The following is a 26462-nucleotide window of genomic DNA, read 5'->3' as shown; positions in this document are numbered from 1 at the left end:
TTCCTTCTTCATAAAATTATAATATTTTAATCAATCAAATTGATAGCCTATTCTCCTATATATTCTTATGTTTAATTTAATTAATAATTAGATAAAATAGAGGTGACTATCTATGAATCATATACTAACAGGCAATCGTAAAGAAATTTTTTTAATTATAGCTGAATATCCTCATATATCGATCGGAGATTTATGTAAATTTAGTATTCTTAGGGATGGTGGTTTATATAGGATAAATCATCATTTAATGGGTTTAGAGTCGGAAAAATTTATAGAAATTTCTGGCATTGCTAAACGAGGGGGATATAAATTTAAAATCTCTAGTGGTAAGGGGGAAAGAATGCTAAAAAAATTGAAAAAAACTCGTAAAAATGAACGAAAATAACAATTAATAATTAACAATTAACAAATTTTCTCTAACACCCCAACACCCCAACTCCCCAACTCCCCAACTCCAAAATACTATAAGACACTCCTGAATTAAATGTTAAGATATATTAAGTGTCCGATCGAATTTACCTCGATCGAAATTATATTATTTGCAGTGACTTATGAATGAAGAAAAATCCTCTATCACGAATGTATCAGTTATCGAAAAATATGATTTAGTCATTGTTGGCGGTGGTATTGTCGGTACAACTTTAGCCATAGCCTTGAAAAATACGGGGTTGAAAATTGCCATAATCGAAAGTCAAACCCTAGTAATGACAAAAAATCGCAAACAAGCCTACGCCTTATCGATTTTAAGCGGTAAAATTTTCCATAGTCTTGGGGTTTGGCATGATATTTTTCCTCACATCGGCAAATTTAAGCATATTCGTCTCAGTGATGCTTTTTTCCCTTGGATAGTGAAATTTAAAACCGAAGATTTGCAAACCGATTATTTAGGTTATGTGGGGGAACATTCTTACATCTTGTCAGCGTTACAAAATGCCAGTTTACAATCTTCGGATATTACCTACTATGAAGAAACTCAAGTCATTGGTATCGAAAAACAAGACTCCCAGAATATTGTCAAAATTCGTCATCAAAATCAAGACATTAACCTTCACACTAAATTAATTATCGGTGCTGACGGTGCAAAATCCTACGTTAGACAACAGGCAAATATTAAAACTCGTGGCTGGAAATATTGGCAATCCTGCGTTGCTTTTACCATCAAACACTCCGCCAAGTCTAATGATACGGCTTTTGAACGTTTTTGGGAAACAGGTCCTATGGGGATTCTTCCTCTCCCCGACAATCGTTGTCAAATCGTTTGGAGTGCGCCTCATGCCATCGCTAAAGAGTTACAATCTTTACCTGTCTCTGAATTTATCTCCCGTCTCCAACATCATACTGAAGGGCATTTTGGTACATTTGAATTAGTGAGCGATCGAAACCTATTTCCAGTACAATTAATGCAGAGTGAAACTTATGTTAAACCCAGATTAGCATTAATTGGTGATGCCGCCCATTGTTGTCATCCTGTCGGTGGGCAAGGTTTAAACTTAGGTATCAGAGATGCTGTCGCCTTAGCGGAAGTTTTAACTCAGGCAGTCAAAGACAACAAAGATATAGGTGATTTAGAAGTATTAAACCAATATAATCATTGGCGTAAACAAGAAAATTTAGCTATTTTAGGCTTTACCGACTTTTTAGATAGATTTTTCTCTAGTAATCTTTTTCCTATCATCGCTATTCGCCGTTGCGGATTACTAATGATGAGACATATTCCTCCTTTAAAACTTTTTGCCTTAAAGTTAATGACTGGCTTGAAGGGAAGAAAACCCCTCATTATTACTTGAGTTGGACATAAAAATATCAGTATTTCTCCTGTCTCCTGACTCCTATCTCCCTAATCGATAAAAACTATGATGCAAAGTTTTAAGATAAAAATTTAAAGAATATCAATTTTTTCAATATCCTTCCCCTCGGTGAAACAGGCATCCTGCCTGTCTGACAGCCTAGAAGGCTGTTTTACGTTATAGGCTTCTCTGAATTTTTCTAACCGCCAATCGGTGATATTTTTCCTGTTATTATTTATTCCAGTCAGCAATATTCCATGTTTTTAAATCCCAAGGGGTTAATTCTACTCCCTGTAAATTATTGCTAACGGCTACGGTATCTCCTCTATGTACGATCGGAACTACTGCTGTATCTTTAATCAGTAAATCGTTTAGTTGTTTAAAAATAGTTGCCCTCTTTTCGGGGTTTAATTCTGTGGTGACAGTCGTTAAAAGTCGATCGAACTCTTGGTTACAATAACGAGAGTAGTTATTTCCAGACCAATTATTGCTCTTTTGGGGTATATTATCACAAGTATAGACTTGAAAGTAGGGAGTCGGATCGGGATTACCGTTACCAGTCGTAAACATTTGAACGTCCGCCGAAAAACGTTCTACGGTGTCGGTATTACTAGGATCACTAGAAAAGAAGACACTAGCATCGATCGTCTTTAATTCTACAGCAACCCCTAAAGATTGCCAACTCTGTTTAATGATTTCTTGGGTTTTTTGCCGTAAAGGGTTAACGGTAGTTTGAAAAACAACCTTCATTTCCACACCGTTTTTATCTCGAATGCCATCACCGTTACTGTCTTTCCATCCTGCATTATCTAATAATTCCTTGGCTTTTTCCATGTTGTATTCAGGGAAGGGAGTATCAGAAACGTAGTTAGGCGGTGCAAGTAAAAAGTTATTGGTGGGTTTTCCTGTTGTACCATAAAGTTGGGTTACGATCGTATTTTTATCGATGGCTAAAGCTAAGGCTTGTCTCACATTACTATCACTGAGAAAAGGATGAGGAAACTGTAAACTTGATTTTTCTCCCTCCGATGTGGCACGATTAGGATCAGTATAGTTTAATAATACCCTTTCACTATTAGAACCGAAATTAGTAACTATATTACCCTTTCCTCCCTTAATTAAATCTTGCAAAATATTAGATTCTACTTGTATGTTATAGGCAAAATCTGCTTCTGCGGTTTGTAAAACTGCCCTAGCGGCGGAAGTAGCATCTCCTCCTCCTTTAATTTCCACACTGTCGAAACTGAGTTTTTCGGGTTGACGATAATGGGGATTTTTTTGATAGATGACAGAATCTCCCGGTTTAAATTGCACCACACTATAAGCACCTGTGCCAATGGGGATAAGATTATATGGAGCTGATCGAGCATTTTCTCCGTTATACTCACTATAAAGGTGACTGGGTAAAATCATCCCCGCACTGCCCACAAACACGGAAAACCAAGCAGGATTTACTTCTTTGAAAGTCACTTTAACGGTATAGTCGTCTAAGGCTTCTACTTTTTCCACATTGAGATATTCTTTGGCATTGACACTGCCTACTTTCGGATTGGTGATAAATTCATAGGTGAATACCACGTCTTTAGCTGTAAAGGGTTGTCCATCTGACCATTTTACATCCTGCCGTAACTTCCATTCGATCGACTTTCCATCTTTAGCAATACCGCCATTTTCTACAGTAGGAATTTCTGAGGCTAATACTGGTATTAATTCACTGTCGGGGTTAAAGGTTGCTAAAGGCTCAAGGGTAATTCTACTAGCTTCTGCGTCTTTAAATCCTGTGGAGAGGTGAGGATTTAAAATAGTGGGTGCTTGCCAATAGATCATTTTTAATAGTTTATCATTCTCTGCCATGGAACTCGAAGCATCAGGATTCGGGGAAGAATTGCAACTAATTAAACTAAAACTGGCAATAACGAGGGAAATGTATTTGATGAAAGAAGAATAAGTCATAATTAATGGAGAATTGAAAATTGAGAATTGAGAATTAAAACATTACTCCCATTGAAATAGGCGGTTCATGATAAAATCCTCAAAATCCATAAATGTTGATTATACTTTAAACGGCTGAAAACTTAAGGAGACTACTCTCGATCGTTATTTGTGGCATAATTTATTCGCCAAATATTATAATATTAGTTATAACAAATTTTTGATAAGACAATGTTTAAATTAAAAGTAACTACCGTCGGTAACTCCACTGGGGTTGTTTTACCCAAAGAAATATTAGCCAAAATGCACATAGAAAAAGGTGATAATCTCTATCTCACTCCTACCCCAAATGGCTTTGAAATTACTCCCTATAATCCCGAATTTGAAAAAGAAATGGACACCGCACGAAAAGTAATGAAACAATATCGCAATGCCTTACGAGAGTTAGCCAAATGAATATTCATTGGTTGTCAGTTTCTTTGGCGATCGCCATCCACCAAGAACAAATCAGCGAATATGGAGGAGCAAATGGTTTAAGGGATAAAGGTTTGCTAGAATCAGCTTTAGTCCGTCCACAAAATCAATATTACTACAATCAAGTTATTGATATTCCCTCCTTAGCCTGTCGTTATACCTTTAGCATAGTCAAAAATCATCCCTTTATCGATGCTAATAAAAGAACTGGTTTTATTGCTGGAATAACCTTTTTAATGCTCAATGGTTATCAATTTATCGCCTCAGAAATAGAAGTAGTAAACATAATTCAAGCCTTAGCCAGTGGCACAATAAACGAAGAAGAATTACAAAAGTGGTTTATAATCGAAAGTAAGCCCATAAGTAACCTCAGTTCGACATAAAGAAAATGATGAAAACTAGACAGGAGGACAAGTGGACAAGTGGACAGGAAGAAAAATTTTCAATATTTGTACATTTTTGAGAGAATTTTATTGATTCACAAGAAATATAATCCCCCTGTCTGCCTGTCTGCCTGTCTTCCAAGTCAGTTCTCACCAATAATTTTATAGTTCACTCAGGTATAATACTACCCTGCTTTTTGAGCAAAAATTCCTAAAACTACGCACTTTTTTATTAACTTAACGATGCCCCAAGTCTTGATTTTAATAGCTTTCTGATTTATTCAGCAAACCCTAAGTAACTAAAATAAATCAGAAAGGTTGTTTTCGGCGACTCGAAAAACTTCTTCATCGCTTTTTTGTTGCCAATCTGTATCTCCGATTTCTGTATAAAAAGCATTATCATAGGGTCTAGTACGAACAACTACAGGCATGGGTACAGCATGACCTAATACTAAAGCCTGTTGTTTGGAGTCGAGTTTGGCTAATACCGATCGTAATCCACTAGCACCAGAAACGCCAGTAAATATTGCGTCTATGTCTTTTTCATCGTTGAGAAGGCAAGTTATTCTTGTGCCTACTTGAGACATTACTTCGTTATCAATGCCTGATGGTCTTTGATCTACAATCAAAAGAGTTACAAAATATTTGCGCATTTCCCGTGCGATCGTACCGAAGATAGTTTGATTGACAATTTTAGAATCGAGAAAACGATGAGCTTCTTCTATGGTAATGACTAATTGTTTCGGTCGATCGAGAATATTTTGAGTTTGTAAGAATTTCTCTGCTTTTTTCACATAGGCGTTATGGATACGGCGAGTAATCATATTTGTAACCAACATATAAGAAAGCATATTGCCTTGAGAGCCAAATTCAATGACAACGTGTTTTCCCCCGTCTAAAAGATCGAGGATTTCCTTGATATAATTATGAGGACAAGCCGATCGCATATATTTAAGACTCTCAAGACGTTTCAATTTTCTTTGTAGTGCCATAATTGAGCCTTGATGTCCTTGTTTTTCGTTACAAAATACCTGAATTTCCTCATTTGTCATGTTTAAGAGTTGATAAATCCAATCTCTGCCGTATTCCGAAGCCAAAACATTAGCATTATCTAAACTCGCTTCCGAGAGGTTTAATTCTCTGGCAATCAATCTTAAATCTTCAATTTCGATTTGATCATAACTTAAATACAATTCGTGGGCATGGGGTACACCTCGGCGATTAGTGGATTCGGCATCAAGGGTATAAATTTCCACTCGATGATGAAAAAGCTGTTTTAAACCCTTTACCATACTAAATTGTTTCCCTTCACTCACGGCAGCCCAACCATATTCGGAGTGCATATCAAACATGAGATTAACGGCGGCTTCTTTGTGAATAATGCCTGAAATTAACAACCGTGTTAAAAATGATTTTCCAGTACCAGATTTGCCGAAAATACCGTTACTTCGTTCCACAAAACGCCCTAAATCCATACACACAGGCACTTCCATATCTAAGGGTTGCCCAATGGCAAAATTACACTTATGAGGATCATTTTCCCACCCAAACACCGATCGAAAATCTTTTTCTGTGGACTCGTAAACCTGACTAAAATGACTAGGAATGGTTTTTACGGGTAATAGTTGTAATTCTGTTTCTATGCCATTTAAAGAGGGAATATTATCAAAATCATTAACATATTTTTCATCATTTGTCAAGGTTAACATTAACATGGGGGCAATTTCGATCGTGCCGTAGGTGTCACTACCTGCTAAGATGTCTAACCAGAAACTATCACTAGGATCGGGAGGATGGGTAAAGATACGAGGGTTAGAAGTACCTAACGACACATCCGTTAACAGACAGAAAAATCTCGATCGAGTTCCTTGTACTACTAAAAATTTTCCTACCCTCATATCTTCTACTGATATATCCGAGTGTAATCTTACCTCTAAACCTTCGCTTAAAGAGCCTTGAATCACTGATCCTAGTGGTTGTGGTTGATTAGATTTCATGCTGTTCGATCGATAACAATAATTTTAAGGTTCATTTGTTCTTCCCTAAAATTATTATACTGAGATTTCACTATTTTATCTTTAGCTGTCAGATTCGATCGAATTAGTGATTTTTGAATCGAGTTTAAGCATTAACACACCAAGGGGAGGTAAACACAAATCAAGGGAATCAGGATAGTTATGGAAGTACCATTTTTCTGTCCATTTACCGCCTAAATTACCCATGTTGCTACCGCCATAGTCACGGGAATCGCTGTTAAAGATTTCTGTGTAAAAACCCTCTTGAGGTACGCCGATACGATAATGGCTATGGGGTTGGGGAGTAAAGTTACAAACGATAACGATAAATTCACCATTTTTGGCACGACGCAAAAAGGCAACCACACTATGACGATTATCACTACAATCAATCCACTGGAAACCTTCTTCCTCAAAATCTAACTCATACAACGCAGGTTCGTTTTTATAGAGGGTGTTAATGTCAGCAAAGAATTTTTTGAGTTGTTGATGTTTTTCGTATTCTAGTAAGTGCCATTCTAAATCTGTCCACACATTCCACTCACTCCATTGTCCAAATTCCATGCTCATAAACATGGTTTTTTTGCCCGGGTGGGCGAACATATAACCGAACACACTCCGTAGATTAGCGAATTTTTGCCATTCATCCCCCGGCATTTTGCCGATCATGTTACTCTTACCGTGAACAATTTCATCGTGGGAAAGGGCTAACATATAGTTTTCGCTATGATGATACCACATACTGAAGGTAATGCTGTTTTGGTGAAATTGACGAAACCAAGGATCCATGCTGAAATAATCTAGCATATCGTGCATCCAACCCATGTTCCATTTCATGTTGAAGCCTAAACCTCCCATATAAGGGGGACGAGATACCATTGCCCATGAGGTGGATTCTTCGGCGATGGAAAGGATACCGGGGAAGTAATTAAAGATAGTACCATTTACTTGGCGCAAAAATTCTACCGCTTCGATGTTTTCTCTACCGCCGTATTGATTCGTTACCCATTCTCCATCTTCTCGATCGTAATCCAGATAAAGCATGGAAGCTACTGCATCAACTCTAATTCCGTCAATGTGATATTTATCAAACCAAAATAGAGCATTAGCAACTAAAAAATTACGAACTTCGTTACGTCCATAATCAAATACTAATGTACCCCATCCTTTATGTTCTCCCTTACGAGGATCACCATGTTCATATAAGTGTGTACCATCAAAGAAGGCTAAACCATGACCATCTTTCGGGAAATGTCCGGGTACCCAATCCACGATAACTCCAATACCTTCTTGGTGACATTTATCGATAAAGTACATTAAGTCTTCAGGGCTACCATAACGGGAAGTAGCGGCATAGTATCCTGTAACTTGATAACCCCATGAACCATCGAAGGGATGTTCGGCAACGGGTAATAATTCAATATGAGTATAACCCAACTCCTTAATATAGGGGATTAATTTTTCAGCAAATTCGTAGTAATTTAAAAATCGGGCGGTGGATTTTAATTCAGATACGGGAACGATTTCGGCGGTTTTTCCATATTGTTTTAAGGGTTGTTCGATCGAAGTATGCAACCATGAGCCTAAGTGCATTTCATACACAGAAACGGGCTGAGTGAGAGGATCAGTATTACGGCGTTTTTCGAGCCATTCTTCGTCATGCCATTGATAAGAGTCCAAATCAGCTACGATCGAGGCGGTTTTGGGGCGCACTTCTTGATAAAATCCAAAAGGGTCTGATTTTTCGTAAATATGCCCTTCCCAGTTTTTAATTTCATATTTATAATGAGTACCGTAGTCGAGAGCGGGAATAAAGATTTCCCAAATCATGTTCTGACGTTTACGCATTTGATGCTCTCGTCCATCCCAAGAGTTAAAATCCCCTAATACCGAGACATTCCGAGCATTGGGCGCCCATACCGCAAAATACACTCCCTTAACGCCATTTTGTTCAATAACGTGAGCACCCAACTTCTCATAAATACGATGATGATTACCTTCGCCAAATAAATGGATGTCAAAATCTGTTAGTTGTACTTCTTTAAACTGATAAGGATCATAAATTACTTTTTCGTGATCTCCTTCTTTTATCCGTAGTTGATAGCTATTTAATTCTTTTGCTTCGATTTCACACTCAAAAAAGTTGGGATGATGGTTCGATCGCATTTCGTACTCTTGACGACTGTCTGGAATAACTACAGAAGCACTGGTAGCTTTAGGAAGATATGCTCGAATTACCCATTGTTTTTTATTCTCTTTTTCTGACAGGAGATGACAACCTAGTATTTCAAAAGGATCATGATGTAAATTATGAACAATCTGATTAACTTGCTCAAAGGTTATAGTTGTAGGCATTTAATTCTCGATATTTAAACTTTTTTTATATTGTTCTAATCATGATACCTAGTTTTGTTATTGTGGGAATCAGTTTTTATATTTAGGGGTTTGCTTCATTGTTTTTTGATGAGGGAAGACTAGGAGACTAATTAGACAGAGAGGGGGAAGAGGGGGAGGAGGGGGAGGAGGGGGAAGATTGATTAATTTATTAATCATAAAATTATATGTAACTTAAATGCGTCTTAGCTTAATCATATCAGAGATGGTCTGTAAGTTTTGATCATGCTTCGATTAAGTTCGGAGTAGGGGTGTAAGGTTTACACCCCTAGAAATGTAAGGTTTACACCCCTAGAAATGTAAGGTTTACACCCCTAGAAATGTAAGGTTTACACCCCTAGAAATGTAAGGTTTACACCCCTAGAAATGTAAGGTTTACACCCCTAGAAATGTAAGGTTTACACCCCTAGAAATGTAAGGTTTACACCCCTAGAGCAGTGGTTACTGAATTTATGATTCTTCATTCTCAATTAATTTAAGAATATCTTTAGGAGATAAACGGTTTTTAAACCAGATTAAACGATGGGGTAAATCTTGAAAATTGACTCCTGCTTTAACTAAATTTAAACGCTCACACACGGCTAAAATTAAGTTATCAATTTCTGCACGACTGACTTGATAAAACTTTTTTTGTAAATAATTAGGATGCCAAAACCCCACAATTTCTAAGAGAAAATTTCGCCCGTCAGGATGCACTAAGCGAAAATCTGGTATCATTACGCTACCGGGTAGGGGAATTAAATCGACTTCTCTTTCTAAGCGCCATTCGGTGTTTAATTTATCCCAATTATTAGCAAAGGATTCTTCTAAAAGGCTGTCATAACTTTGATTGTTGGCATAATGACTGACTAAACCGCATTGATGATTTAGCTGAAAATAAAGAGTTTTTTCGCCACTGCCAAAACTATCTTTCATGCGCAATTTTGCTTCTAAATTCCACTTGCTAACGTGAAGTAAAGCTGGTATCATTTTGGCTAAGGCTAAACCATAACGAGTACTACTCTTAAATAAACTCGTCGGTCCATCGATCGTAATCGTAAAACCAGTGTCAGCATCTCCCTCAATATAGGACATCAACTGAAATAATTTTAAGTACCTAAATAATAGTTTATATTGTCCGGGGTCATTACGATAGGCGTTGATGACAATATTTGTCGCACGGTATAGAATGCCTTGTACTTGAGAAACATTATAACGGTGAATGAGAGCTTCAGGAGTTGGAGCTTCAAATTGGGTGAGGATACGATTTTCTTGTAAGTCTGCGTATAATCCTTGTTCTACTTCTGAGGGTAAGACTTCTTTTTTTAATTCTATCGTTAATTGGGATGCGATCGAGTCTAAAGTTTCTCCTCGATAATCGGGCAAAGGGGTATTTTCTGTTGCGAGGGTAAAGACTTTTTCCCGTAAGATAGTGGGATTAAGAGGGCTAATAATTTCAAACTGAGCAAAACTATTTTTCAATAAATGGGATAAGCCTCGTTTTATCTTATATTCTGGACTATCTCCCTCCAATTCTTGCAATTTTTCTTCTAATTCTCCTTGGGTTTTCCCGACATAATCTTGATAGCAGTATATTAGTTCTAGTGCCATATCCAGAAATTCTGGTTGTAGGGGTAATTTTTTGGGAATGATACCTTGTCCACTATAACGATAAATTAATAAATCACTTTTTAACATAATCCTCTTTGTCTATTAGACATCTCCAGAAAAGATTTTTTATTGGTTTGTAGTAAGGGCTTCAGCCCTCTAAATCAGAATTAATGGAGAAGTCTAATGGGTAATCAGGGTTTGCACATTTGTAACTAAAATAATTCTTACTACTATCTCCTGTCTCCTAACTCCTACCTCCCTCAAAAGACTATGGGGCAATGTCTAAATATGATTGACAATATTTGATTGTCTGCTCGATCGCGCTTGCGCCGCTTTTAGCGATCGAGCTTTCAAAATCCGTTATAATTGGACGGGGTAATCCATTTAATTGTGAAGGTTCGATGGAATTATAGGATGATATAGTTCTTAAAACCCAATCAATTTTTCTCACCGAAAGGGAGGGTTTTCGTTTAACTTGTGGTGTATTTTCAAACAATCGCAACCCCGTAGGTCGATCGACTCTATCTTCACTACGGGGCAATTTTGTAATAATATCTTTTTGATAAAATTCCCCAATTTTTTGAATAAAAAAATCTGAAAAATTTTCTTGATTGACAAGATTAATTAACACAACTTTTATTTGCTCATTGTTGAATATATCTACAAAAATACTGTTAAGATTTTCTTGTTTATCTTTGTTATTTCCTGAAAATATATAATAATAATTATGGGTTTTTTGTCCTTGATTAAGTAAACTATTAACCGTAAAAATACCTAAGTCCACACTATCGGAAATAACCGCTAAATTGCTAGTTTCATCTAACTTTAATACATTATAACTAGGGGAAGAATGACTAATATTTTCCTTACTTAAAGATGCTAATAATTTAGGGTGACGATTCAAGGCATAATCATTAATTCTAATTTTGCCGTCTAATGCCATAACTTCCCCGTTATTGTTTACCCCCAAAGGATTAATCTCAATGGCTTCTAAATCATAGTCGAGAAAAAGACGATACATTTTTTCAACAATTTTACTCACAGATGCGATCGAATTACCAGTTAATCCCATTTGTTTCACCAAACGACGGGCATAAAAAGGCGAAAAATCACCATCAATGACACAGGTTTGGAGATTTTCTAATAAAACGTCAATGTGAATGCCACCATACATCGAACCTAACAAAATGGGCTTTTTCAGAGTATAATCGAGCATAACCGCTAAAAATAGCTCATTTTCAGCATCATAACGAGCCTCCGCTAAAATAACTTCAGGATATTCTCCTTCAATCTGTAAATTAAAAATATATTGAGAAGCGGCAATGGCATCAATGGTATTTTCAACAAACTTCACACCGCCAAATTTTGCCCTTCCACTAGCTAAAACTTGAGATTTTAAAACTATCGGATAAGGTATTAACAGATTTTTTAAATCCTTAGCATGGGAAATCGACTGAGATGGTAATACTGGAATCCCTACCTCTTGAAATAGCTGTTTTGCCTGATATTCTAATAAATCCATGATATTTAATTGATTAATAAAAAATAGTACAAATAGACTTCTGGAAGAAAAGATTTTTTATTAGTTTGTAATAAGGGTTTTAACCTTTCTTTTAACAAATTTTCTCAGATGTCTCATGAAAATTGAAAATTACCTCGTTTTATGATGAACTTTATGATGTTTGTTATATTGGTTCATAGATAGAAAATAGAATTTGTGATTATTTTTATTTTCTCCCTATCTTTCCCGAAAATCTTTTTTCTAATTTATTCAACTTAAAACAACTTATTTTTATCTAACCATAAATAATATGAATATTAATTACTCACCAAAAAAAATATATGTAACTTTAGGTGTTTTAGTTTTATTTACAACTGTGATAATAGTTAATAAAATCTCAGAAAAACCAGCATCTCAAACTATGGTTAATCATAACGACATGAATCATAGCATGGATTTAGGTCCAGCAGATGCGAATTATGATCTTCGTTTTATTGATGCGATGATACCTCATCACGAAGGTGCTGTGATTATGGCACAGGATTTAGCAGAAAAAACCCAGCGCCCAGAATTACAAACATTAGCTAAAAACATTATCGATGCCCAAGAAAAAGAAATTGAGCAAATGAAACAATGGCGTAAACAGTGGTATCCTAACGCTATGACAACTCCCATGGCTTGGCATGGTGAAATGAATCACATGATGGCAATGTCAACAGAGCAAATTGAAGCAATGAAGATGAATGTAGATTTAGGTAGTGCAGATGCTGAGTATGATTTGCGTTTCTTAGAAGCAATGATTCCTCACCATGAAGCGGCGGTGATTATGGCGAAGGATTTAGCCGAGAAAACTCAACGCCCAGAGTTACAACAGATTGCTCAAGATATTTTAGCTTCTCAACAAGCAGAAATTGATCAAATGAAACAATGGCAACAACAATGGTACGAAAAATAGAGTTTATTAATTGTATATTAGACATCGACCATATTTCAGGTAGTAAAGGTTAAAACCTACGAACAAACAAATAAAAAATAGTACTTATGCTGTAATGAAAATTAAAGTTCTGAATTGCCTTGTTTTATACTAAAATTCTCATCTTTTTGTCTCTCTATTTGATTACTTTTTTCTGTAGGGATTATCGAACCAGTCTTTAGATAAAATAGCCTTTTTTGCTAACTTAATAGCTATATCTTTTGATTCTTGTTTTTGTAAATCTGGATCTGGAAGATTAATAATATTAACATGGGTATCATGATCATTATCCACCTCTAAACCTAAGTCTCTAATATCTTTTACCGATAATTTAATAATTCCAAAACATTCATTAATATATTGATAAGATTTTTTCTCTATCAAGTCACAGGATAATCCTTTCTCCCAACGTTGTTTGGTTTTTAGAAAACGTAAAGTAAAAGCCTTTTCATTAATTTCTCTGTCACGATCGAGCCATTGTTTTTTCGTAATCGCTCTATATAAAAGTGTATCATCGGTTAGTCTATTCACAATCTTTTATAAAATATAAAAAGAGTCCTCACTAAAAAGCCATTGAAGAAGTTTTGCAATTAATTTTATTTCAGGTTGTTGAATTAAGTGACTTGTATCTCCTTGTCGGTAATAAACAGAACTTTGAAAACTGTCATCCACAGGAAACTCAAACCAAACTTGCTTATCTAAAACCTTGTTTTTCCAAATTAAATCAACTCCACCTCTACTTTCTACCGAAGCAAAACCATAAGGAAAAGTATCACCTAGTATATGATAAAGTTTAATTAATAATTCAATACAACCAGAAAAAGCATAATCAGAAGGATAATAAATTTCATCTTCATCTTCTTCCTCTAAATCAGGATTTATTTCTTGCAAATCTAAAAGACTTTTAACAGTCATTTGAAAATCTAAATTATTTTCTATATTTTCTAGGTTAAAAATAGACGTTTTTTGAGGAATAACTGCGGGAGAATATTTAACGTATTCAACGGAAGGAATCGATCTCTTTAAATTAGTAGCTGAAATAGATGATTTTTCTTGTACATATTTTACTGGGTAATAATTTTTATTTATTTGATTTTTCTTTGCAATTATTTTTTCGGTATATATTATACTTTTTTGATTTTCCTTTTTATTGATGTCACACAAGATAGAATTGGAAATATAAGAATCAGTCTCATAAATAGGACTTATTATTTGAGTCATAATAATATTACTCTCCTCGATTTAATAAGCAATTATTAATAAGATTTTGATAATTTTCTAAATCTTTTTCCCAAAAATTTAAAAACTGCTTTATTTCTGTTCTTTGTTTCTCTAAATTTCCTAATTCAGAAAAATCTCGGTGAATATTTCCTGAAAATAAAATTACTGACTTATATTCATCAGTTGTTTCAGATTTAATTTTAGCAGGATTAATTGAGATGTTAATTGTATGATCTTCAAAAGGATAATTGAAAGAAAAAGACGGATTTGGATATATGTTCTTAAATTTTTTCCAATCTCCTGAACGTAAAATATATTCTCCAAAATAGTGATCAATTTCTTCTGAATTATCAGCAATAATATGGGATATTAAATTAATTCCTAAAGCATAGTAATTAACATGGGGTAAAACCTCTAAATATTTAATCGCTATATTAGCACTTAAACCTTGATAATTATTATTATTTATTGCCTCATTGAATATTAATCGATCTGTTTGTACTTGAATATTAATTTTATTTTTATAAGTTACTTGAGATATTTCTTCCGTTGTAAAAATAGGTGAACTAATTTCCCAATCTTGGGGAACAATTTGATTGATTTTTAAAAAGTCTGGATTAAGAATACTAGGATTATTATTCCTAGCTATAATGACAATAGAAAATTGTGTTAATTCAAGATTTCCGAACATATCGGATGATTAATTTATTACTAAACAATATTTAAAGATCAAAAAGATAATTACTCGTGAGAAAAATCATCTTTACTATACTATATCAAGTTCAGATGAATATTTACAAATTCTGTGGGTTTGAATCCGTAAAACCCAACCAACAAAACTTGTTTACTAATTATTTTAATAGCCTAAGTCAACGGCGATACGATGGGCGCAACTAAATCCAGAAAATGCCACTGCATTTAAACCCTGCCCCGGAAATGTGCTATCTCCCACACAGTAAAGATTTTTAATTCCTGTACGATTAAAGGGCATTGACAATAAACCGTTTAAACGTTTTGCTGGAATAGGGCCATAACTACCGTTAATTCTCCCCAAAAATTTTCTATGGGTGCGAGGTGTGCCAATTTCCATATAGTCTAAACCTGCGTCTAAGCCGGGGAAGATGGTTTCTAAGCGCTCTATCAATCGCCCTGCGGATTCTTCTTTTTTATATTCGTATTGTTTTCCTGATAACCCTTCCCAATATTCGATCGAACTTGGGGTAAAAGCATGAATGATATGATAACCTTCAGGGGCGAGACTAGGATCGAGTAAAGTAGGTATAGAAACAAAAATTGTACCTTGTTCCGCTTCCAAATTGTGCCAATTTTCGAGAATGATATGATGACATTCAGGATTATGAGCGAAAACTTTGGCTTCTACTCCTAAATGAAGACTGAGGAAACTAGGGGATTGACGATAATTTTTTTGCCATTTTATCTCTTTTTTCGGCTTCTTACTCTTGTCTATCAACTTATCAAAGGTATCCCAACGGGTAGCATTAGAGACGATTCTTCGGGCAAAATATTCTTCCCCATCAACTAATCTCACTCCTTTAGCTTGATTACCTTCGACAATAATTTCTTTCACCTTTGCCTGATACCTAATTTCACCGCCTATTTTCTCTAAACCTTCTGCTAAAGTTTCCCCTATTTTACCCACTCCCCCTTTAGGATAGTTGATTCCGCCGTAATGTCGATCGGAAAATACCATCCCTGCGTTAATCATGGGAGTTAAATCAGCTGGTACAACCGACCAACAATAACACTCCATATCAATAAACTTGAGTAACTCAGAATTTTTAATATATTTTCTCGCCACGTCTCCCACATTCAACGGTAAATATTTCAGTAAACCAAGACAGGATAAGGGATGTTGAAAAAATACCCTTGTTAAATAACGAATTTCCTCTAAAGAGAGTAACTCCATAGAGTTAAGACAGTTAAACACCTGCCAACATTCATCATAAAAAGCCTTTATCCCTTCTTTTTCTTCAGGGAAATGATTATATACTTCTTGCAAAAATTGTTCGTAATCTCTATGGACTTTTAAATCAAGATTATTGGGTAAGTGATAGTGTATTTGTACTGGATCGGCGATGATTTCGATTTTTTGATTAACCCCCGCTAAGGCACGGGTAAGGAGGTTAGTCGTGCCTTTTTCTCCAAAACCGAAAATCATGGAAGCGCCCACATCAAAACGATAACCCTGTCGCTCAAAATATCCGGCACTGCCTCCGGGGATGGTATAACTTTCTAAGACTAAAACTTTTATTCCCTTTGAGGCTAATTGAGTAGCTGTGACTAAACCGCCAATACCCGAACCAATTACAATGACATCATACTGACTCATAATCTCGATCGATAATTTCCCTTATATCTCGCCACTTTAAGTTTAGCCTTTTGTTGTCACAAAAATTAAGATTTTCTTAAAAAAGTCTTTTAGAGGGGAGAGGGGGGAAGAGGGAGGAGAGGGGGAGTTAATAATTGTTAATTATCATTTGTCATTTGTCATTTGTCATTTGTCATTTGTCATTTGTCATTCGTCATTTGTCATTCGTCATTCTTAATTCTTAATTCTTAATTCTTAATTCTTAATTCTTTATCTTCCACCGACAGTGATAGAATCGACTTTAATATGAGGTTGCCCTACGGTAACATAAACACTACCACTGACAGAGCCACAAAAACCCGCCGCTAATCCTAAGTCTTGGGATGACATAGAAATTTTTGTCATGATTTCTTTTGCAGTGCCGATGAGAGTTGCACCTTTTAAGGGTTTAGTGATTTTGCCGTTTTCCACGAGGTAGGCTTCATCAACGCCAAAATTAAACTCCCCTGTAGGACCGACACTTCCACCGCCCATTTTTTTGCAGTAAATGCCTTTATCTACGGAATTAAATACTTCATCGAGGGTATATTTTCCACAATCAATATAGGTATTGCGCATACGAGAAGCGGCGGCGAAACTATAGCCTTGTCTTCTACCGCTACCAGTACGGGGGTGTCCTGTGCGTATTGCACCTGCTCGATCGGCGATAAAGTTCTTTAATATACCATTTTCGATTAAAAGAGTGCGTTGAGGTGGCATTCCTTCATCATCCATGTCGATACTACCGAATGCTTTATCTGTCAAGCCTTCATCCCATGCAGTGAGATTTTCATGGGCAATTTTTTCGCCTTTTTTGTCCATAAAAGGGGTACTTTTTCTTTCGATTTGAGTGGTTTCGAGTAAATGCCCACAGGCTTCATGGAAGATTACTCCGCCGAATTGATTTGCCATGATAACGGGATATTGCCCTGATTCTACATAGTCAGCGTACAACATTTTTCCTGCGGATTCGGCTACTTCTTCGGCTACGGTGTCATAATTCCATGTGCGCAGAAAATCGGGGTTACTGGTGTCACCGTCGCGCTTCCCGATCGAACTTCTATTTTCACCATCAGCACACAATAGATTATAACCGACCGATTGAGTTAAGCGTATATCACGGGCAAAAGTGCCATCACTGGAAGCCACTAAAACTTCTTGCCAATCCCGAAAATAACTAGCGCGACGAGATTGTACATGATTAGCAATTTTATTTAATTTACTGTTAGCAGTGAGGAGAATTTCCCCCATTTCCTGTATCTTGCTACAGTTATTTAACCAAGTATCTTTATTTTTGGCGGTGGCGTAATCTCTGAACATTTCAAGGTTAATTTCAGGGATAAATGCACTACCTTGGGGCAAATTTAAACCTAGAATAGATAAGGCTTTTTCTAAGGCTTGTTTTAAACCATTAAAAGTTAAATCATTTGTACTAACGTAACAATCTTGTTTGCCACGAAATACGCGCACTCCAGCCCCGGTAGAGAGTCGGGGAGTTATGCTTGTGATGGTGTCATCTTCTGCTAAACAACTGATATAGTTCGTTTTTTCGAGGAAAAATTCCACAAAATCTGCTCCAGCGGCTCTTCCCATGCCTAATAATGTAGATAATGGCTTTTCCCATGTCAAGTCAAATCGATCGATACTGGGATGATAGGATAAATTTGGTATTTCACGGGAAACTAATAAAATTGGTGACATATTAACATTCTTTCTCTACAGTTATTTATTTATTGTACATCACTTTCTTTTTTTCTTCTCATGTCCAATATTATCAAGTTTCTATGGTGTTCACGAACGGAATATGATGATGCAAAATACTAATAACCTATTTCTTAGGGTGAATCTTCATCAATATCAAATTATTCCTATGGTTCGTATAAATTTAGGATAGAGTAAGTAATAAATATTTATCGCACATTAATTGTAATTTTTTATGTTTAATTGGTTTCGTCGTAATAAAGAAAATAAAGAAAATAATCCCATTACTGCTCCAGTTATCGAGAGTAAATCCCCAGAAACAAAAACCGAAGAAGTTACTACTCCTGTAGCTGATACAGCCTCCTTAGAATGGGCAAAAACTGCATTTGCCAATATTCAAAAACAAAAACAGCAACCCCAAGAAACAGAAGAAACAAAAACAGAAGAAAAAACTACTGAGTTTGTTTCTGAAACAATCACAGAAAAAATAGAATCTTCTACCGTTGAAACTGAAACTGTCTCTGGTAGCGATGTTGTTTTAGAAGAAAATGTGGAGGAAAATGTTCCTGCTTGGTTGCAAAAGTCCGATCGATTGGAAGTATTGAAAGAGAGTGCGATCGAGCCTGAGCAAGAGCTAGACGAAGATTTTTTATGGTCTGCACAAGTATTAGCCAATCAAGGACGATTACCCGAAGATGTGTCAGAAGATGAGTTTATTTGGCTGAAAAAACTCCGTCAAGGTTTAGGCAAAACTCGCCGTAATTTAATCAATCAACTGAAATCTGTTGTCGGACAAGGACCTCTTAATCAAGAAGCCGTCATGGAAATTGAGGCAATGTTATTAAGTGCTGACGTAGGAATCAATGCTACAGATTATATTATTACCACTTTACAAAATAAACTGAAAGAGGAAGCCTTACCCCCAGAAGAAGCTATCGCCTATTTAAAAGGAATTTTACAATCCGTCTTAGATGAACCTCTCAAAAAACTAACAAAAACTGAATTTGAACCCGAAGAAGGTAAACTCAATATTTGGTTATTAACGGGAGTTAACGGTGTCGGAAAAACTACTACGATCGGCAAATTAGCCCATTTAGCTCAAACATCTGGTTATAAATGCGTTATCGCCGCCGCCGACACCTTTCGGGCTGCCGCCGTTGAACAAGTGAAAGTGTGGGGTGAAAGAACAAATACTCCTGTTATTGCTAATCAAGGGCAAAATACCGATCCAGCGTCAGTGGTGTTTGATGGTATTACAGCTTCGATCGCACGGGAAGCCAATTTATTATTAGTGGATACCGCAGGAAGACTGCAAAATAAAAAGAACTTAATGGAAGAATTAACCAAAATTCGCCGAATTATCGATAAAAAAGCCATTAACGCTCATATTGAATCATTATTAGTCCTAGATGCCACTTTAGGACAAAATGGACTCAGACAAGCCCAAGTATTCTCCGAAGCGGCACAATTAACAGGAGTTGTCTTAACCAAATTAGATGGTACAGCTAAAGGAGGAGTTGCCCTTGCAGTATGTCAACAATTAAACTTACCCATTCGCTTTATTGGTGCAGGAGAAGGCATTGAAGATTTGCGCCCCTTCTCTAGCTATGAGTTTGTGGAAGCCTTGTTATCCGCTTAGTCCGAAAAGCGAGGTAAAAATTCTTTAGGGGTTGAATAATATTCAACTCTTATTATCAGTAAAAGTCATTTTTCAGTAATTATTCTCAAGTGTAAAATAAAATAAATTTAATTAACTCTAAATCATAAAATATTTCATCTATCTCAGAACACTAAAAACCTAAAAAATCTCAGTTAAATCTAACGTAAAATCAGGCAAAATATATTCTCCTGATAAAATTTTTGGATTATTTAAAATCTCTTTTTCTTGCCCTTGACGATAAATTTCTACTTGTTTTTTATCAGGATTAATTAACCATCCTAATTTAACTCCATTTGCTATATATTCTTCCATTTTCTCTTGAAGTGTTTTTAATGAGTCCGTTTTAGACATTAACTCTAACACAAAGTCAGGTGCGATGGGCGGAAATTTTATCTTTTCTTCTAATGTTAAATTATCCCATCTTTCTTTTTGAATATAAGCCACATCGGGCGATCGATTTCCCCCTTTTGGTAGTTTAAAACAGGTAGAAGAATCAAAGATATATCCTAGTTTCTTTTGACGATTCCAGATTCCAAACTCAAGATTTAATTCTGAATTGAATCTTCCTGTTTCTCCCCCTGTTGGTGGCATAATAATCAATTCTCCTTTTTGATTTTGTTCCAATTTTAGTTCAGGATTATGACGACAAAGTTGATAAAATTTTTCATCATCAATGGTCGAAATTACATCAAAGTTAATAGTGTAAGCAGTCATTATTATATTTCTCCGTTCGATCGTAAATAATGAGACTTTGTGATTATAATAACACATTAACACAAACGTCAAAAAGCACACCCTATATTAATGAGGATGTTTTATAGGCAGGTTATTTAGACAATTATAACGATATTCTGTTATTCCGAGGCACGAAGCAATCTCCTCTTTCCCTTATCAATAATCTCAATAGATTTTACTTACAAGGGTGATTTAGTTGGTTTTCCTACTTCCCTAGGATATTTTTTTTGGGTAAGTTTTACTTTTTCGATATAAATACAGTGACGAGTATGATTTTGTATGGGGGTATTTTGATTAGTTATTTTAATTAATTTACCTCCTAATTTATGACTAATTTCTGCGGATTTTAGCTTTTCTTCTTCTGTTAAATTACCTCGATATAAAATAGCTATGCCTCCAATTTTTAATAAGGGTAAGCTATATTCTAAACAGACTGAAACTTCTGCTACGGCTCTAATTAAGGCAAAATCATATTGTTTTCGATGGTTTTGATCTTGTCCTAGGGCTTCCGCTCGATCGACTAAAGTATTAATATTAGTTAAATTTAATTTTTTAGCTACTTCTTTAATAAAGTTAATTTTTTTCGCCACAGAATCCATTAACGTTAATTTAGAAGTAGGGAATACGATCGAGATAGGTAAACCCGGGAATCCTCCTCCAGTACCAATATCAATAATTTTTTTATCCGTTAAATCGTATTGTAAAATGGGTGCTAAAGAATCCCATAAATTTTTTTCCCAAAATTCTTCAGCAGTAGTAATTCTGGTCAAATTAAGATGTTGATTAATAACCAATATTTCGTTATATAATTCCTGCCATAATCTTAAATTTTCTGGGGAAGGTATCCAATTTATGGTATTTTTCCACAAGTTTTCATTGATAGGTAAAATATTATTTTCGCTCATAAATTAACTTAGTTGCCTCATAGTTTTTTAGGTGAGGGTAAGAGATAGGAGATAGGAGTTCGGAGAAATAGTTATAAATTAAGCTCTCAGAAGTTGTTTTAAAAGTTTTTGCTCCCCCTAAATCCTCCTTAATAAGGGACTTTCTGTCATATTTACGCCTTTTTCAAGCAGGGCTGTTTCATTTTCAAATTTTTAGTTTGGATAGAGTAATGAGTTTTGATAATTTACTATCATAAATTGATTATTTCAAGATTATTATTATTATTTAAAATCTGTAAATAAAAAATCCTCCTAATACCCTAACACCATAATCCCCCAATTTATTGGTGCATAGCGCGAGCTAATTCGGCGGCAACTTTGGGGCGAGAAAATTGAGGAGGGGGTAATTCTCCACGGCGTAACATTTCTCTTACTTTTGTACCTGATAGATGGATTCTTTCTTCTTTGGTAGCGGGGCTAGTTTTTGAAGTTGCCATTTGATCCGTTACGGTACAGTAGAAAGCGTGTTCAAACATCATGGGAGTAATACCTAATTCTTCAGGTTTGAACTCTCCGAAAATTAATTGTGCGTCATAAGTACCATAATAATCCCCTACTCCTGCGTGATCTCTACCAACGATGAAGTGAGTACAACCATAGTTTTTACGAATCAGAGCATGGAAAATGGCTTCCCTAGGACCAGCATAACGCATGGCGGAAGGGTTAATGGCAAGGATAACTCGGTTTTGGGGGAAGTAGTTTTCTACCATGATTTCATAACAGCGCATCCGCACATCGGCTGGAATATCATCGCTTTTGGTGGCGCCGACAAGGGGATGAAGGAATAAGCCGTCAACGATTTCTAAGGCACATTTGATGATGTATTCGTGGGCGCGGTGAATGGGGTTACGAGTTTGAAAACCTACAACTGTCTTCCAACCTCGATCGACAAACATCTTACGGGATTCGGCAGGATCAATTTGATAGCTTGGGAAGTAAGGGTGAGCGTCTCTTTGTAGTAACCAAATAGGCCCAGCTAGGTTAATTTCTCCCTGTTGATATACTACTTTTACGCCGGGGTGAGCTTCTTCATCGGTTTTATAGACGTTAACAGCTTCGTGGGTTTTGTTATAACGGTATTTTTGGGTTAATTCGAGGACTCCGATAAATCTACCACTAGGATCATCTAAACGTACCCAACTGCCTTCTTTTAAGGGTTCAGCTACTTCTGGGGTAACTGATAAGGTAACTGGCACAGACCAAGGTAAACCGTTCACTAGACGCATTTCTTCTACGACTCTTTCGTAGTCATCTTGTCCCATAAATCCATTAAGGGGACTAAAGCCACCAATGGCAATCATGACTAAATCTGAAGTGGCTCGATCGTCTAATTGTACTCTCGGTAATTTATCCGCTTGTGCCATAAACTCATCTCTTTCGGCAACGGTTGCAAGGCGGTTTACTAAATGCCCTCCATGGGGTGCGATCGTTTCTATAATTTTTGTCATATAAATTTTTTCATAAATTGATTCGGTTTTATCCTATCAAGCAATGACCTAATGAGCAAGAGAGAGAGATGAACAGGTGGACAGGTGGACAGGAAGACAAATGGACTGGGAGATAGAATGTTGAGTTTTTCAATAAAAATAGCTACACTCTTGCACTTTTTTTTGAGTGTAGCATTGCTTAACCTTTGATTTGTAATGGTTGTCGATTTATTCAGCACACCCTAAATATAGATGAGTATTGCTTGTATTAACACTATATACGGGGTAATATCTCAGAGTAAATCTTTTCTTTTTTATATGTGTAAAATCCTATAAATTTTTGTTTATTTTATGGTTAATAATTCATAAATAATAATTTTTATTAGTTACTTAAAATAGGAATAAAAAAATTTATTATTTTTACTAGAGATTCTTTCAACAAAAGATGTATAATGAAAAGCCCTGAAGAAAATGGTACTAATTATGTACTAAATGTTTAGTAAGATTGATTAACCCCATAATGAGTAAATTAAAGAGAAAAAATACAATCAATGGCAATGCTGAAAGTTCGATCGCACTCCTTTATAGTAGTAGTGAAGAAAATGAAGAAGAACTATTTTGGGAGAATATCAACGAACCTTATAAATCAATTTTAGAAGACTGTTATTATCTCAATGAAGAAGGAAAATATAATCAATTAAAACAAATTACTAATAGTATAAAATATAACCGAATTAACTATATAAAATTAGGATTGCAACTATATCAAGTCAAGTATTATCATTTATATAAAAATGAGTACAAATCCTTTAAAGACTATTGTGAAAAAGCAGTTTACTATCCTGTATGGAGAGCAAATCAAGTAATTGATTCTGCAAATGTTGCCATTAAATTAATTAAATTAGGCTTCAATATTATTCCTCAAAATGAAGCTCAAGCCCGTTTATTAATCAAATTAAATGAGGAACAATTAATGGAAAAATGGCAGGAAGTATTAAATACTTATGAACCCTATAAAATTACGGCAAATCGTATTGAAAGAATCGTTTTTGGGGAACAATCTTTTAAAAAAGGGACATTAAAATTACCTATTAAAGTTATTACACAAATTGAGTTTAAAGCCTTAGAAAATGGTATGTCAGCAGGAGATTTAATTACTAAAATGATGGCAGGAGAATTAACTATTAACTATGATGGTTGTGTAGAAACAAGGGTAATAGATAACGAAAATTATCGAGAAAATCCTACTCCAGAAATGATTAATCAATGGGAAAAAGATTTACAAAAATTAGCTTTTCAAGAAAGATCGATCGTTGATGAATTTGCGGAAGATTTAGCGGAAGAAGTAAAAAATACCGTCACAGATTTTAAAAAAGTAATTAAAAAATGTTTTCTCAAATCTTTTTTTCGTACCATAGTAGTTAATCCTCATTGACATCACCTGAGTGAACTATAAAATTTTAGGTGGTGTAAAGGTGTCGGGTGTCAGGTATTAGGTTAAAGAATTTATAAAAAATATATCTAAATTGATTTTATGATGTTCAATTCGGGAAATTAAATATTTAATGTTCGGAAAAAAAACCGCCAAACCTGCTACCTGATGCCTAAAACCTGCCCTTCTCCGATATTCTTACATCGAACTGAGGTGACATCAGCTACATTTGGTAAAATAAGGGTTTTAACCCTTACTACAAAAATGAATCTTGTACAGTAGATAAATTTACAGTTTGCATTTCACCTAACACCTAAAACCTAACACCTTCTCTCATCAAAATACTATGAGACAACCCCTAATTAATTAATCGTCAAGACGTAGAAGTTTACGATAAAATTTTTGAGAAAAATCCGTTTGACGAGTACTTTTAAAATTCTTAATTAATACAATCAAATATTCGATAAATTCAGAATTAGACAAATTTATTTCATAACTTAATTCTGCACTACCATTGAATTGAATACGACAACGAGTCGGTTCAGCAGGTAATTTTGAAACATACCAAATGGCTACAAAAGGAATATTTGCTTTTCCTTCAATAACTCTTTCTCCTTCAAGAAACCCTTGTTGATACAAACTTAAAGCATGGGGCAATATTTCGTGTAGTTCTTTTCCATAATAAGGTATATACATTAAAGTATCTCCCCTACTGGCAGGTTGCAATTTTTCGATATTTGACATCTGTTTTCCCTTGATGTGCCTTAATTTAAGTCAATGTTTAGTATAACCTTAACTAACGGTTTTGACAAGATTGACCCCAATGATTTGTTAATCATTCTCCCCTTTAATAAGCTGGGCATTTTTATCCTCACAATTCGAGGTGATTTAAAATCATAAATTAGAAGGAATCTAGTCATTTTTTCTGATTAGAAAATTAATTATTCTTACACTTAAGATTATAGATTTTGGCTCTTCTACAGTAGTTATGATAAATTAATAGAAAATAAGTGCTATAACTTTTATCAAATAATATTTATAGCAAAATTAAAAAAAAATTTATAATTTATTATTAAAAATTTACTTTTCTCTTTTCCCTCTTCCCTTTTCCCTATCTTCATCAACAATTTATCATACTCAAAGTAGAAGAACCTAGATTTTTATTATTTTAATATAGATAAAATCCAACTGCCTATAATAATCAGCAAAATAGTTAATTCTAATATTTTGAAATGGGGAGATAATTTTGCCCATTCTGTTTTGATAATTTTTCGCCAATTTTCCGTAAAAACTTTAAGATTATTAAGCCATAAATTCCAATTATCTTTTTCTCTAATGTGCCATTCAATCATGGAAATAAGTAAAGGATAACCGCCTATTTTAATACTAGATAAAATGTGAAAACCTATAGTTAATATGAGGATGAGTAATGAGATTAAATGTAAATAGTACCAAAAATGATTTAATTCACCTTGAGGCAACCATTTTTCATCCATCATTTTCCCGGTAAAAGTAGCAAAAGTTAGGGAAAAAATCATTAGGGTATTGACTACACGATGAAGGGAATACCACCAAATTGGTTTATTGATTAATTTTAGTTGAATAAAACTATTTTCTTGAATAAGTTTTTTATTGCCTCGATGAACAGTATAAACTACAAAAAAAGGTAATATTAATAAGGCAAATAAGCCAAAAGTGCCATGGATTCCTTCAATTTCTTGCCAATCTGGAAGCCACGATATTTTACCGAATCTACCATCATAGGTGTTATAAGTCCAAAAAGCTGTAATCATTGCTATCACCGCAAATATTCCTTGAGAATTATGGATTATTCTTAATAATAATGGTTGATAAGGTTGTGATTTAGATAATTTTTCTGTCATTTTTAAGAAAATTGTAAATAATAAATGTGGAATAAGCTAAAA

General features: G+C 35.1%; 23 protein-coding genes. 7 read left to right on the top strand and 16 right to left on the bottom strand.

Features of this window, described 5'->3' with window-relative positions; all coding sequences use genetic code 11:
• The first annotated feature begins 112 nt into the window (after window positions 1–112).
• Window positions 113–385 carry a hypothetical protein gene (locus tag SYN6308_RS19350; protein ID WP_017296111.1) on the top strand — a complete coding sequence of 91 codons (273 nt, stop codon included), beginning with the start codon at window positions 113–115 and terminating at the stop codon, window positions 383–385.
• 166 nt (window positions 386–551) lie between these two features.
• Window positions 552–1787: an FAD-dependent hydroxylase gene (locus SYN6308_RS19345; RefSeq protein WP_017296110.1), complete on the top strand. Its 1236-nt coding sequence runs from the start codon at window positions 552–554 to the stop codon at window positions 1785–1787.
• Between the two features lie 92 nt (window positions 1788–1879).
• On the opposite strand, the gene SYN6308_RS25030 is transcribed toward SYN6308_RS19345, so the two are convergent.
• Together SYN6308_RS25030 and SYN6308_RS19340 are read right to left on the bottom strand one after the other, a co-directional pair.
• Window positions 1880–2038, bottom strand: a complete 159-nt coding sequence (locus SYN6308_RS25030; RefSeq protein ID WP_158412771.1) for a hypothetical protein — start codon at window positions 2036–2038, stop codon at window positions 1880–1882.
• The gene (locus SYN6308_RS19340; protein WP_017296109.1) at window positions 2019–3740 is read right to left on the bottom strand and encodes a peptide ABC transporter substrate-binding protein; all 1722 of its coding nucleotides are present in this window, start codon (window positions 3738–3740) and stop codon (window positions 2019–2021) included. The genes SYN6308_RS25030 and SYN6308_RS19340 overlap by 20 nt, the downstream gene beginning before the upstream one ends.
• Window positions 3741–3950: 210 nt before the next feature.
• Here SYN6308_RS19340 and SYN6308_RS19335 point away from each other — a divergent pair, with 210 nt between their 5' ends.
• Complete coding sequence (locus tag SYN6308_RS19335) at window positions 3951–4175, top strand: AbrB/MazE/SpoVT family DNA-binding domain-containing protein (protein WP_017296108.1); 225 nt, start codon at window positions 3951–3953, stop codon at window positions 4173–4175.
• Window positions 4172–4576, top strand: coding sequence for a type II toxin-antitoxin system death-on-curing family toxin (locus SYN6308_RS19330; RefSeq protein WP_017296107.1), 405 nt, complete (start codon window positions 4172–4174; stop codon window positions 4574–4576). The genes SYN6308_RS19335 and SYN6308_RS19330 overlap by 4 nt, the downstream gene beginning before the upstream one ends.
• 299 nt (window positions 4577–4875) lie before the next feature.
• Here the strand turns inward: SYN6308_RS19330 and SYN6308_RS19325 are convergent, their stop codons facing one another.
• The 4 genes from SYN6308_RS19325 to SYN6308_RS19305 all read right to left on the bottom strand — a co-directional run bounded on the left by SYN6308_RS19325 (window position 4876) and on the right by SYN6308_RS19305 (window position 12097).
• Entirely contained in the window at window positions 4876–6573 is a 1698-nt protein-coding gene (locus SYN6308_RS19325; RefSeq protein ID WP_017296106.1) for a helicase HerA domain-containing protein, read from the bottom strand.
• Window positions 6574–6654: 81 nt separating this feature from the next.
• On the bottom strand, window positions 6655–8946 hold the full coding sequence (glgB, locus tag SYN6308_RS19320) for a 1,4-alpha-glucan branching enzyme (protein WP_017296105.1): 2292 nt from the start codon (window positions 8944–8946) through the stop codon (window positions 6655–6657).
• A 489-nt stretch (window positions 8947–9435) separates the two neighbouring features.
• Window positions 9436–10662 (bottom strand): DUF790 family protein, encoded by a 1227-nt coding sequence (locus tag SYN6308_RS19310; RefSeq protein WP_017296103.1) that lies wholly within the window; start codon window positions 10660–10662, stop codon window positions 9436–9438.
• Between the two features lie 181 nt (window positions 10663–10843).
• Window positions 10844–12097 (bottom strand): ATP-grasp domain-containing protein, encoded by a 1254-nt coding sequence (locus SYN6308_RS19305; RefSeq protein WP_017296102.1) that lies wholly within the window; start codon window positions 12095–12097, stop codon window positions 10844–10846.
• Between the two features lie 289 nt (window positions 12098–12386).
• Between SYN6308_RS19305 and SYN6308_RS19300 the strand changes: the two genes are divergently transcribed.
• Window positions 12387–13031, top strand: a complete 645-nt coding sequence (locus SYN6308_RS19300) for a DUF305 domain-containing protein (protein ID WP_017296101.1) — start codon at window positions 12387–12389, stop codon at window positions 13029–13031.
• A gap of 162 nt (window positions 13032–13193) precedes the next feature.
• Here SYN6308_RS19300 and SYN6308_RS19295 read toward each other — a convergent pair whose 3' ends face one another.
• The 5 genes from SYN6308_RS19295 to SYN6308_RS19275 all read right to left on the bottom strand — a co-directional run bounded on the left by SYN6308_RS19295 (window position 13194) and on the right by SYN6308_RS19275 (window position 18339).
• The gene (locus SYN6308_RS19295; RefSeq protein WP_017296100.1) at window positions 13194–13580 is read right to left on the bottom strand and encodes a hypothetical protein; all 387 of its coding nucleotides are present in this window, start codon (window positions 13578–13580) and stop codon (window positions 13194–13196) included.
• A 6-nt stretch (window positions 13581–13586) separates the two neighbouring features.
• Entirely contained in the window at window positions 13587–14270 is a 684-nt protein-coding gene (locus SYN6308_RS19290; protein WP_017296099.1) for a hypothetical protein, read from the bottom strand.
• 7 nt (window positions 14271–14277) lie between these two features.
• Entirely contained in the window at window positions 14278–14961 is a 684-nt protein-coding gene (locus tag SYN6308_RS19285) for a hypothetical protein (protein WP_017296098.1), read from the bottom strand.
• A 165-nt stretch (window positions 14962–15126) separates the two neighbouring features.
• Entirely contained in the window at window positions 15127–16623 is a 1497-nt protein-coding gene (gene crtH, locus SYN6308_RS19280; RefSeq protein ID WP_026102174.1) for a carotenoid isomerase, read from the bottom strand.
• A gap of 246 nt (window positions 16624–16869) precedes the next feature.
• Window positions 16870–18339, bottom strand: a complete 1470-nt coding sequence (locus SYN6308_RS19275) for a TldD/PmbA family protein (protein WP_017296096.1) — start codon at window positions 18337–18339, stop codon at window positions 16870–16872.
• A 235-nt stretch (window positions 18340–18574) separates the two neighbouring features.
• On the opposite strand from SYN6308_RS19275, the gene ftsY reads away from it, so the two are divergent.
• Entirely contained in the window at window positions 18575–19978 is a 1404-nt protein-coding gene (ftsY, locus tag SYN6308_RS19270) for a signal recognition particle-docking protein FtsY (protein ID WP_017296095.1), read from the top strand.
• Window positions 19979–20137: 159 nt separating this feature from the next.
• Here the strand turns inward: ftsY and SYN6308_RS19265 are convergent, their stop codons facing one another.
• The 3 genes from SYN6308_RS19265 to sat form a co-directional block, all read right to left on the bottom strand.
• The gene (locus SYN6308_RS19265; RefSeq protein WP_017296094.1) at window positions 20138–20713 is read right to left on the bottom strand and encodes a Uma2 family endonuclease; all 576 of its coding nucleotides are present in this window, start codon (window positions 20711–20713) and stop codon (window positions 20138–20140) included.
• Window positions 20714–20913: 200 nt separating this feature from the next.
• Window positions 20914–21639 (bottom strand): 16S rRNA (guanine(527)-N(7))-methyltransferase RsmG, encoded by a 726-nt coding sequence (gene rsmG, locus SYN6308_RS19260; RefSeq protein ID WP_017296093.1) that lies wholly within the window; start codon window positions 21637–21639, stop codon window positions 20914–20916.
• Window positions 21640–21959: 320 nt separating this feature from the next.
• Window positions 21960–23126: a sulfate adenylyltransferase gene (sat, locus tag SYN6308_RS19255; protein ID WP_017296092.1), complete on the bottom strand. Its 1167-nt coding sequence runs from the start codon at window positions 23124–23126 to the stop codon at window positions 21960–21962.
• Window positions 23127–23625: 499 nt separating this feature from the next.
• On the opposite strand from sat, the gene SYN6308_RS19250 reads away from it, so the two are divergent.
• Window positions 23626–24540, top strand: a complete 915-nt coding sequence (locus tag SYN6308_RS19250; RefSeq protein WP_017296091.1) for a hypothetical protein — start codon at window positions 23626–23628, stop codon at window positions 24538–24540.
• 363 nt (window positions 24541–24903) lie between these two features.
• On the opposite strand, the gene ebsA is transcribed toward SYN6308_RS19250, so the two are convergent.
• Together ebsA and SYN6308_RS19235 are read right to left on the bottom strand one after the other, a co-directional pair.
• Complete coding sequence (gene ebsA, locus SYN6308_RS19245; RefSeq protein WP_017296090.1) at window positions 24904–25281, bottom strand: type IV pilus biogenesis protein EbsA; 378 nt, start codon at window positions 25279–25281, stop codon at window positions 24904–24906.
• Between the two features lie 419 nt (window positions 25282–25700).
• A complete protein-coding gene (locus SYN6308_RS19235; protein ID WP_017296088.1) occupies window positions 25701–26420 on the bottom strand; it encodes a cytochrome b/b6 domain-containing protein in 720 nt (239 codons plus the stop codon).
• Window positions 26421–26462 lie beyond the last annotated feature (42 nt).

This window comes from Geminocystis herdmanii PCC 6308 (assembly GCF_000332235.1).
GTDB classification, from domain to species: domain Bacteria; phylum Cyanobacteriota; class Cyanobacteriia; order Cyanobacteriales; family Cyanobacteriaceae; genus Geminocystis; species Geminocystis herdmanii.
Note: the sequence above shows the minus strand (reverse complement) of the source record. Positions and strands in the feature narration are given on the sequence as shown.

Coding starts and splice junctions, on each gene's coding strand:
- SYN6308_RS19350 (WP_017296111.1), top strand. CDS start 113: ATGAATCATATACTAACAGGCAATCGTAAAGAAATTTTTTTAATTATA.
- SYN6308_RS19345 (WP_017296110.1), top strand. CDS start 552: ATGAATGAAGAAAAATCCTCTATCACGAATGTATCAGTTATCGAAAAA.
- SYN6308_RS19340 (WP_017296109.1), bottom strand. CDS start 3,740: ATGACTTATTCTTCTTTCATCAAATACATTTCCCTCGTTATTGCCAGT.
- SYN6308_RS19335 (WP_017296108.1), top strand. CDS start 3,951: ATGTTTAAATTAAAAGTAACTACCGTCGGTAACTCCACTGGGGTTGTT.
- SYN6308_RS19330 (WP_017296107.1), top strand. CDS start 4,172: ATGAATATTCATTGGTTGTCAGTTTCTTTGGCGATCGCCATCCACCAA.
- SYN6308_RS19325 (WP_017296106.1), bottom strand. CDS start 6,573: ATGAAATCTAATCAACCACAACCACTAGGATCAGTGATTCAAGGCTCT.
- glgB (WP_017296105.1), bottom strand. CDS start 8,946: ATGCCTACAACTATAACCTTTGAGCAAGTTAATCAGATTGTTCATAAT.
- SYN6308_RS19310 (WP_017296103.1), bottom strand. CDS start 10,662: ATGTTAAAAAGTGATTTATTAATTTATCGTTATAGTGGACAAGGTATC.
- SYN6308_RS19305 (WP_017296102.1), bottom strand. CDS start 12,097: ATGGATTTATTAGAATATCAGGCAAAACAGCTATTTCAAGAGGTAGGG.
- SYN6308_RS19300 (WP_017296101.1), top strand. CDS start 12,387: ATGAATATTAATTACTCACCAAAAAAAATATATGTAACTTTAGGTGTT.
- SYN6308_RS19290 (WP_017296099.1), bottom strand. CDS start 14,270: ATGACTCAAATAATAAGTCCTATTTATGAGACTGATTCTTATATTTCC.
- SYN6308_RS19285 (WP_017296098.1), bottom strand. CDS start 14,961: ATGTTCGGAAATCTTGAATTAACACAATTTTCTATTGTCATTATAGCT.
- SYN6308_RS19275 (WP_017296096.1), bottom strand. CDS start 18,339: ATGTCACCAATTTTATTAGTTTCCCGTGAAATACCAAATTTATCCTAT.
- ftsY (WP_017296095.1), top strand. CDS start 18,575: ATGTTTAATTGGTTTCGTCGTAATAAAGAAAATAAAGAAAATAATCCC.
- SYN6308_RS19265 (WP_017296094.1), bottom strand. CDS start 20,713: ATGACTGCTTACACTATTAACTTTGATGTAATTTCGACCATTGATGAT.
- rsmG (WP_017296093.1), bottom strand. CDS start 21,639: ATGAGCGAAAATAATATTTTACCTATCAATGAAAACTTGTGGAAAAAT.
- sat (WP_017296092.1), bottom strand. CDS start 23,126: ATGACAAAAATTATAGAAACGATCGCACCCCATGGAGGGCATTTAGTA.
- SYN6308_RS19250 (WP_017296091.1), top strand. CDS start 23,626: ATGAGTAAATTAAAGAGAAAAAATACAATCAATGGCAATGCTGAAAGT.
- ebsA (WP_017296090.1), bottom strand. CDS start 25,281: ATGTCAAATATCGAAAAATTGCAACCTGCCAGTAGGGGAGATACTTTA.
- SYN6308_RS19235 (WP_017296088.1), bottom strand. CDS start 26,420: ATGACAGAAAAATTATCTAAATCACAACCTTATCAACCATTATTATTA.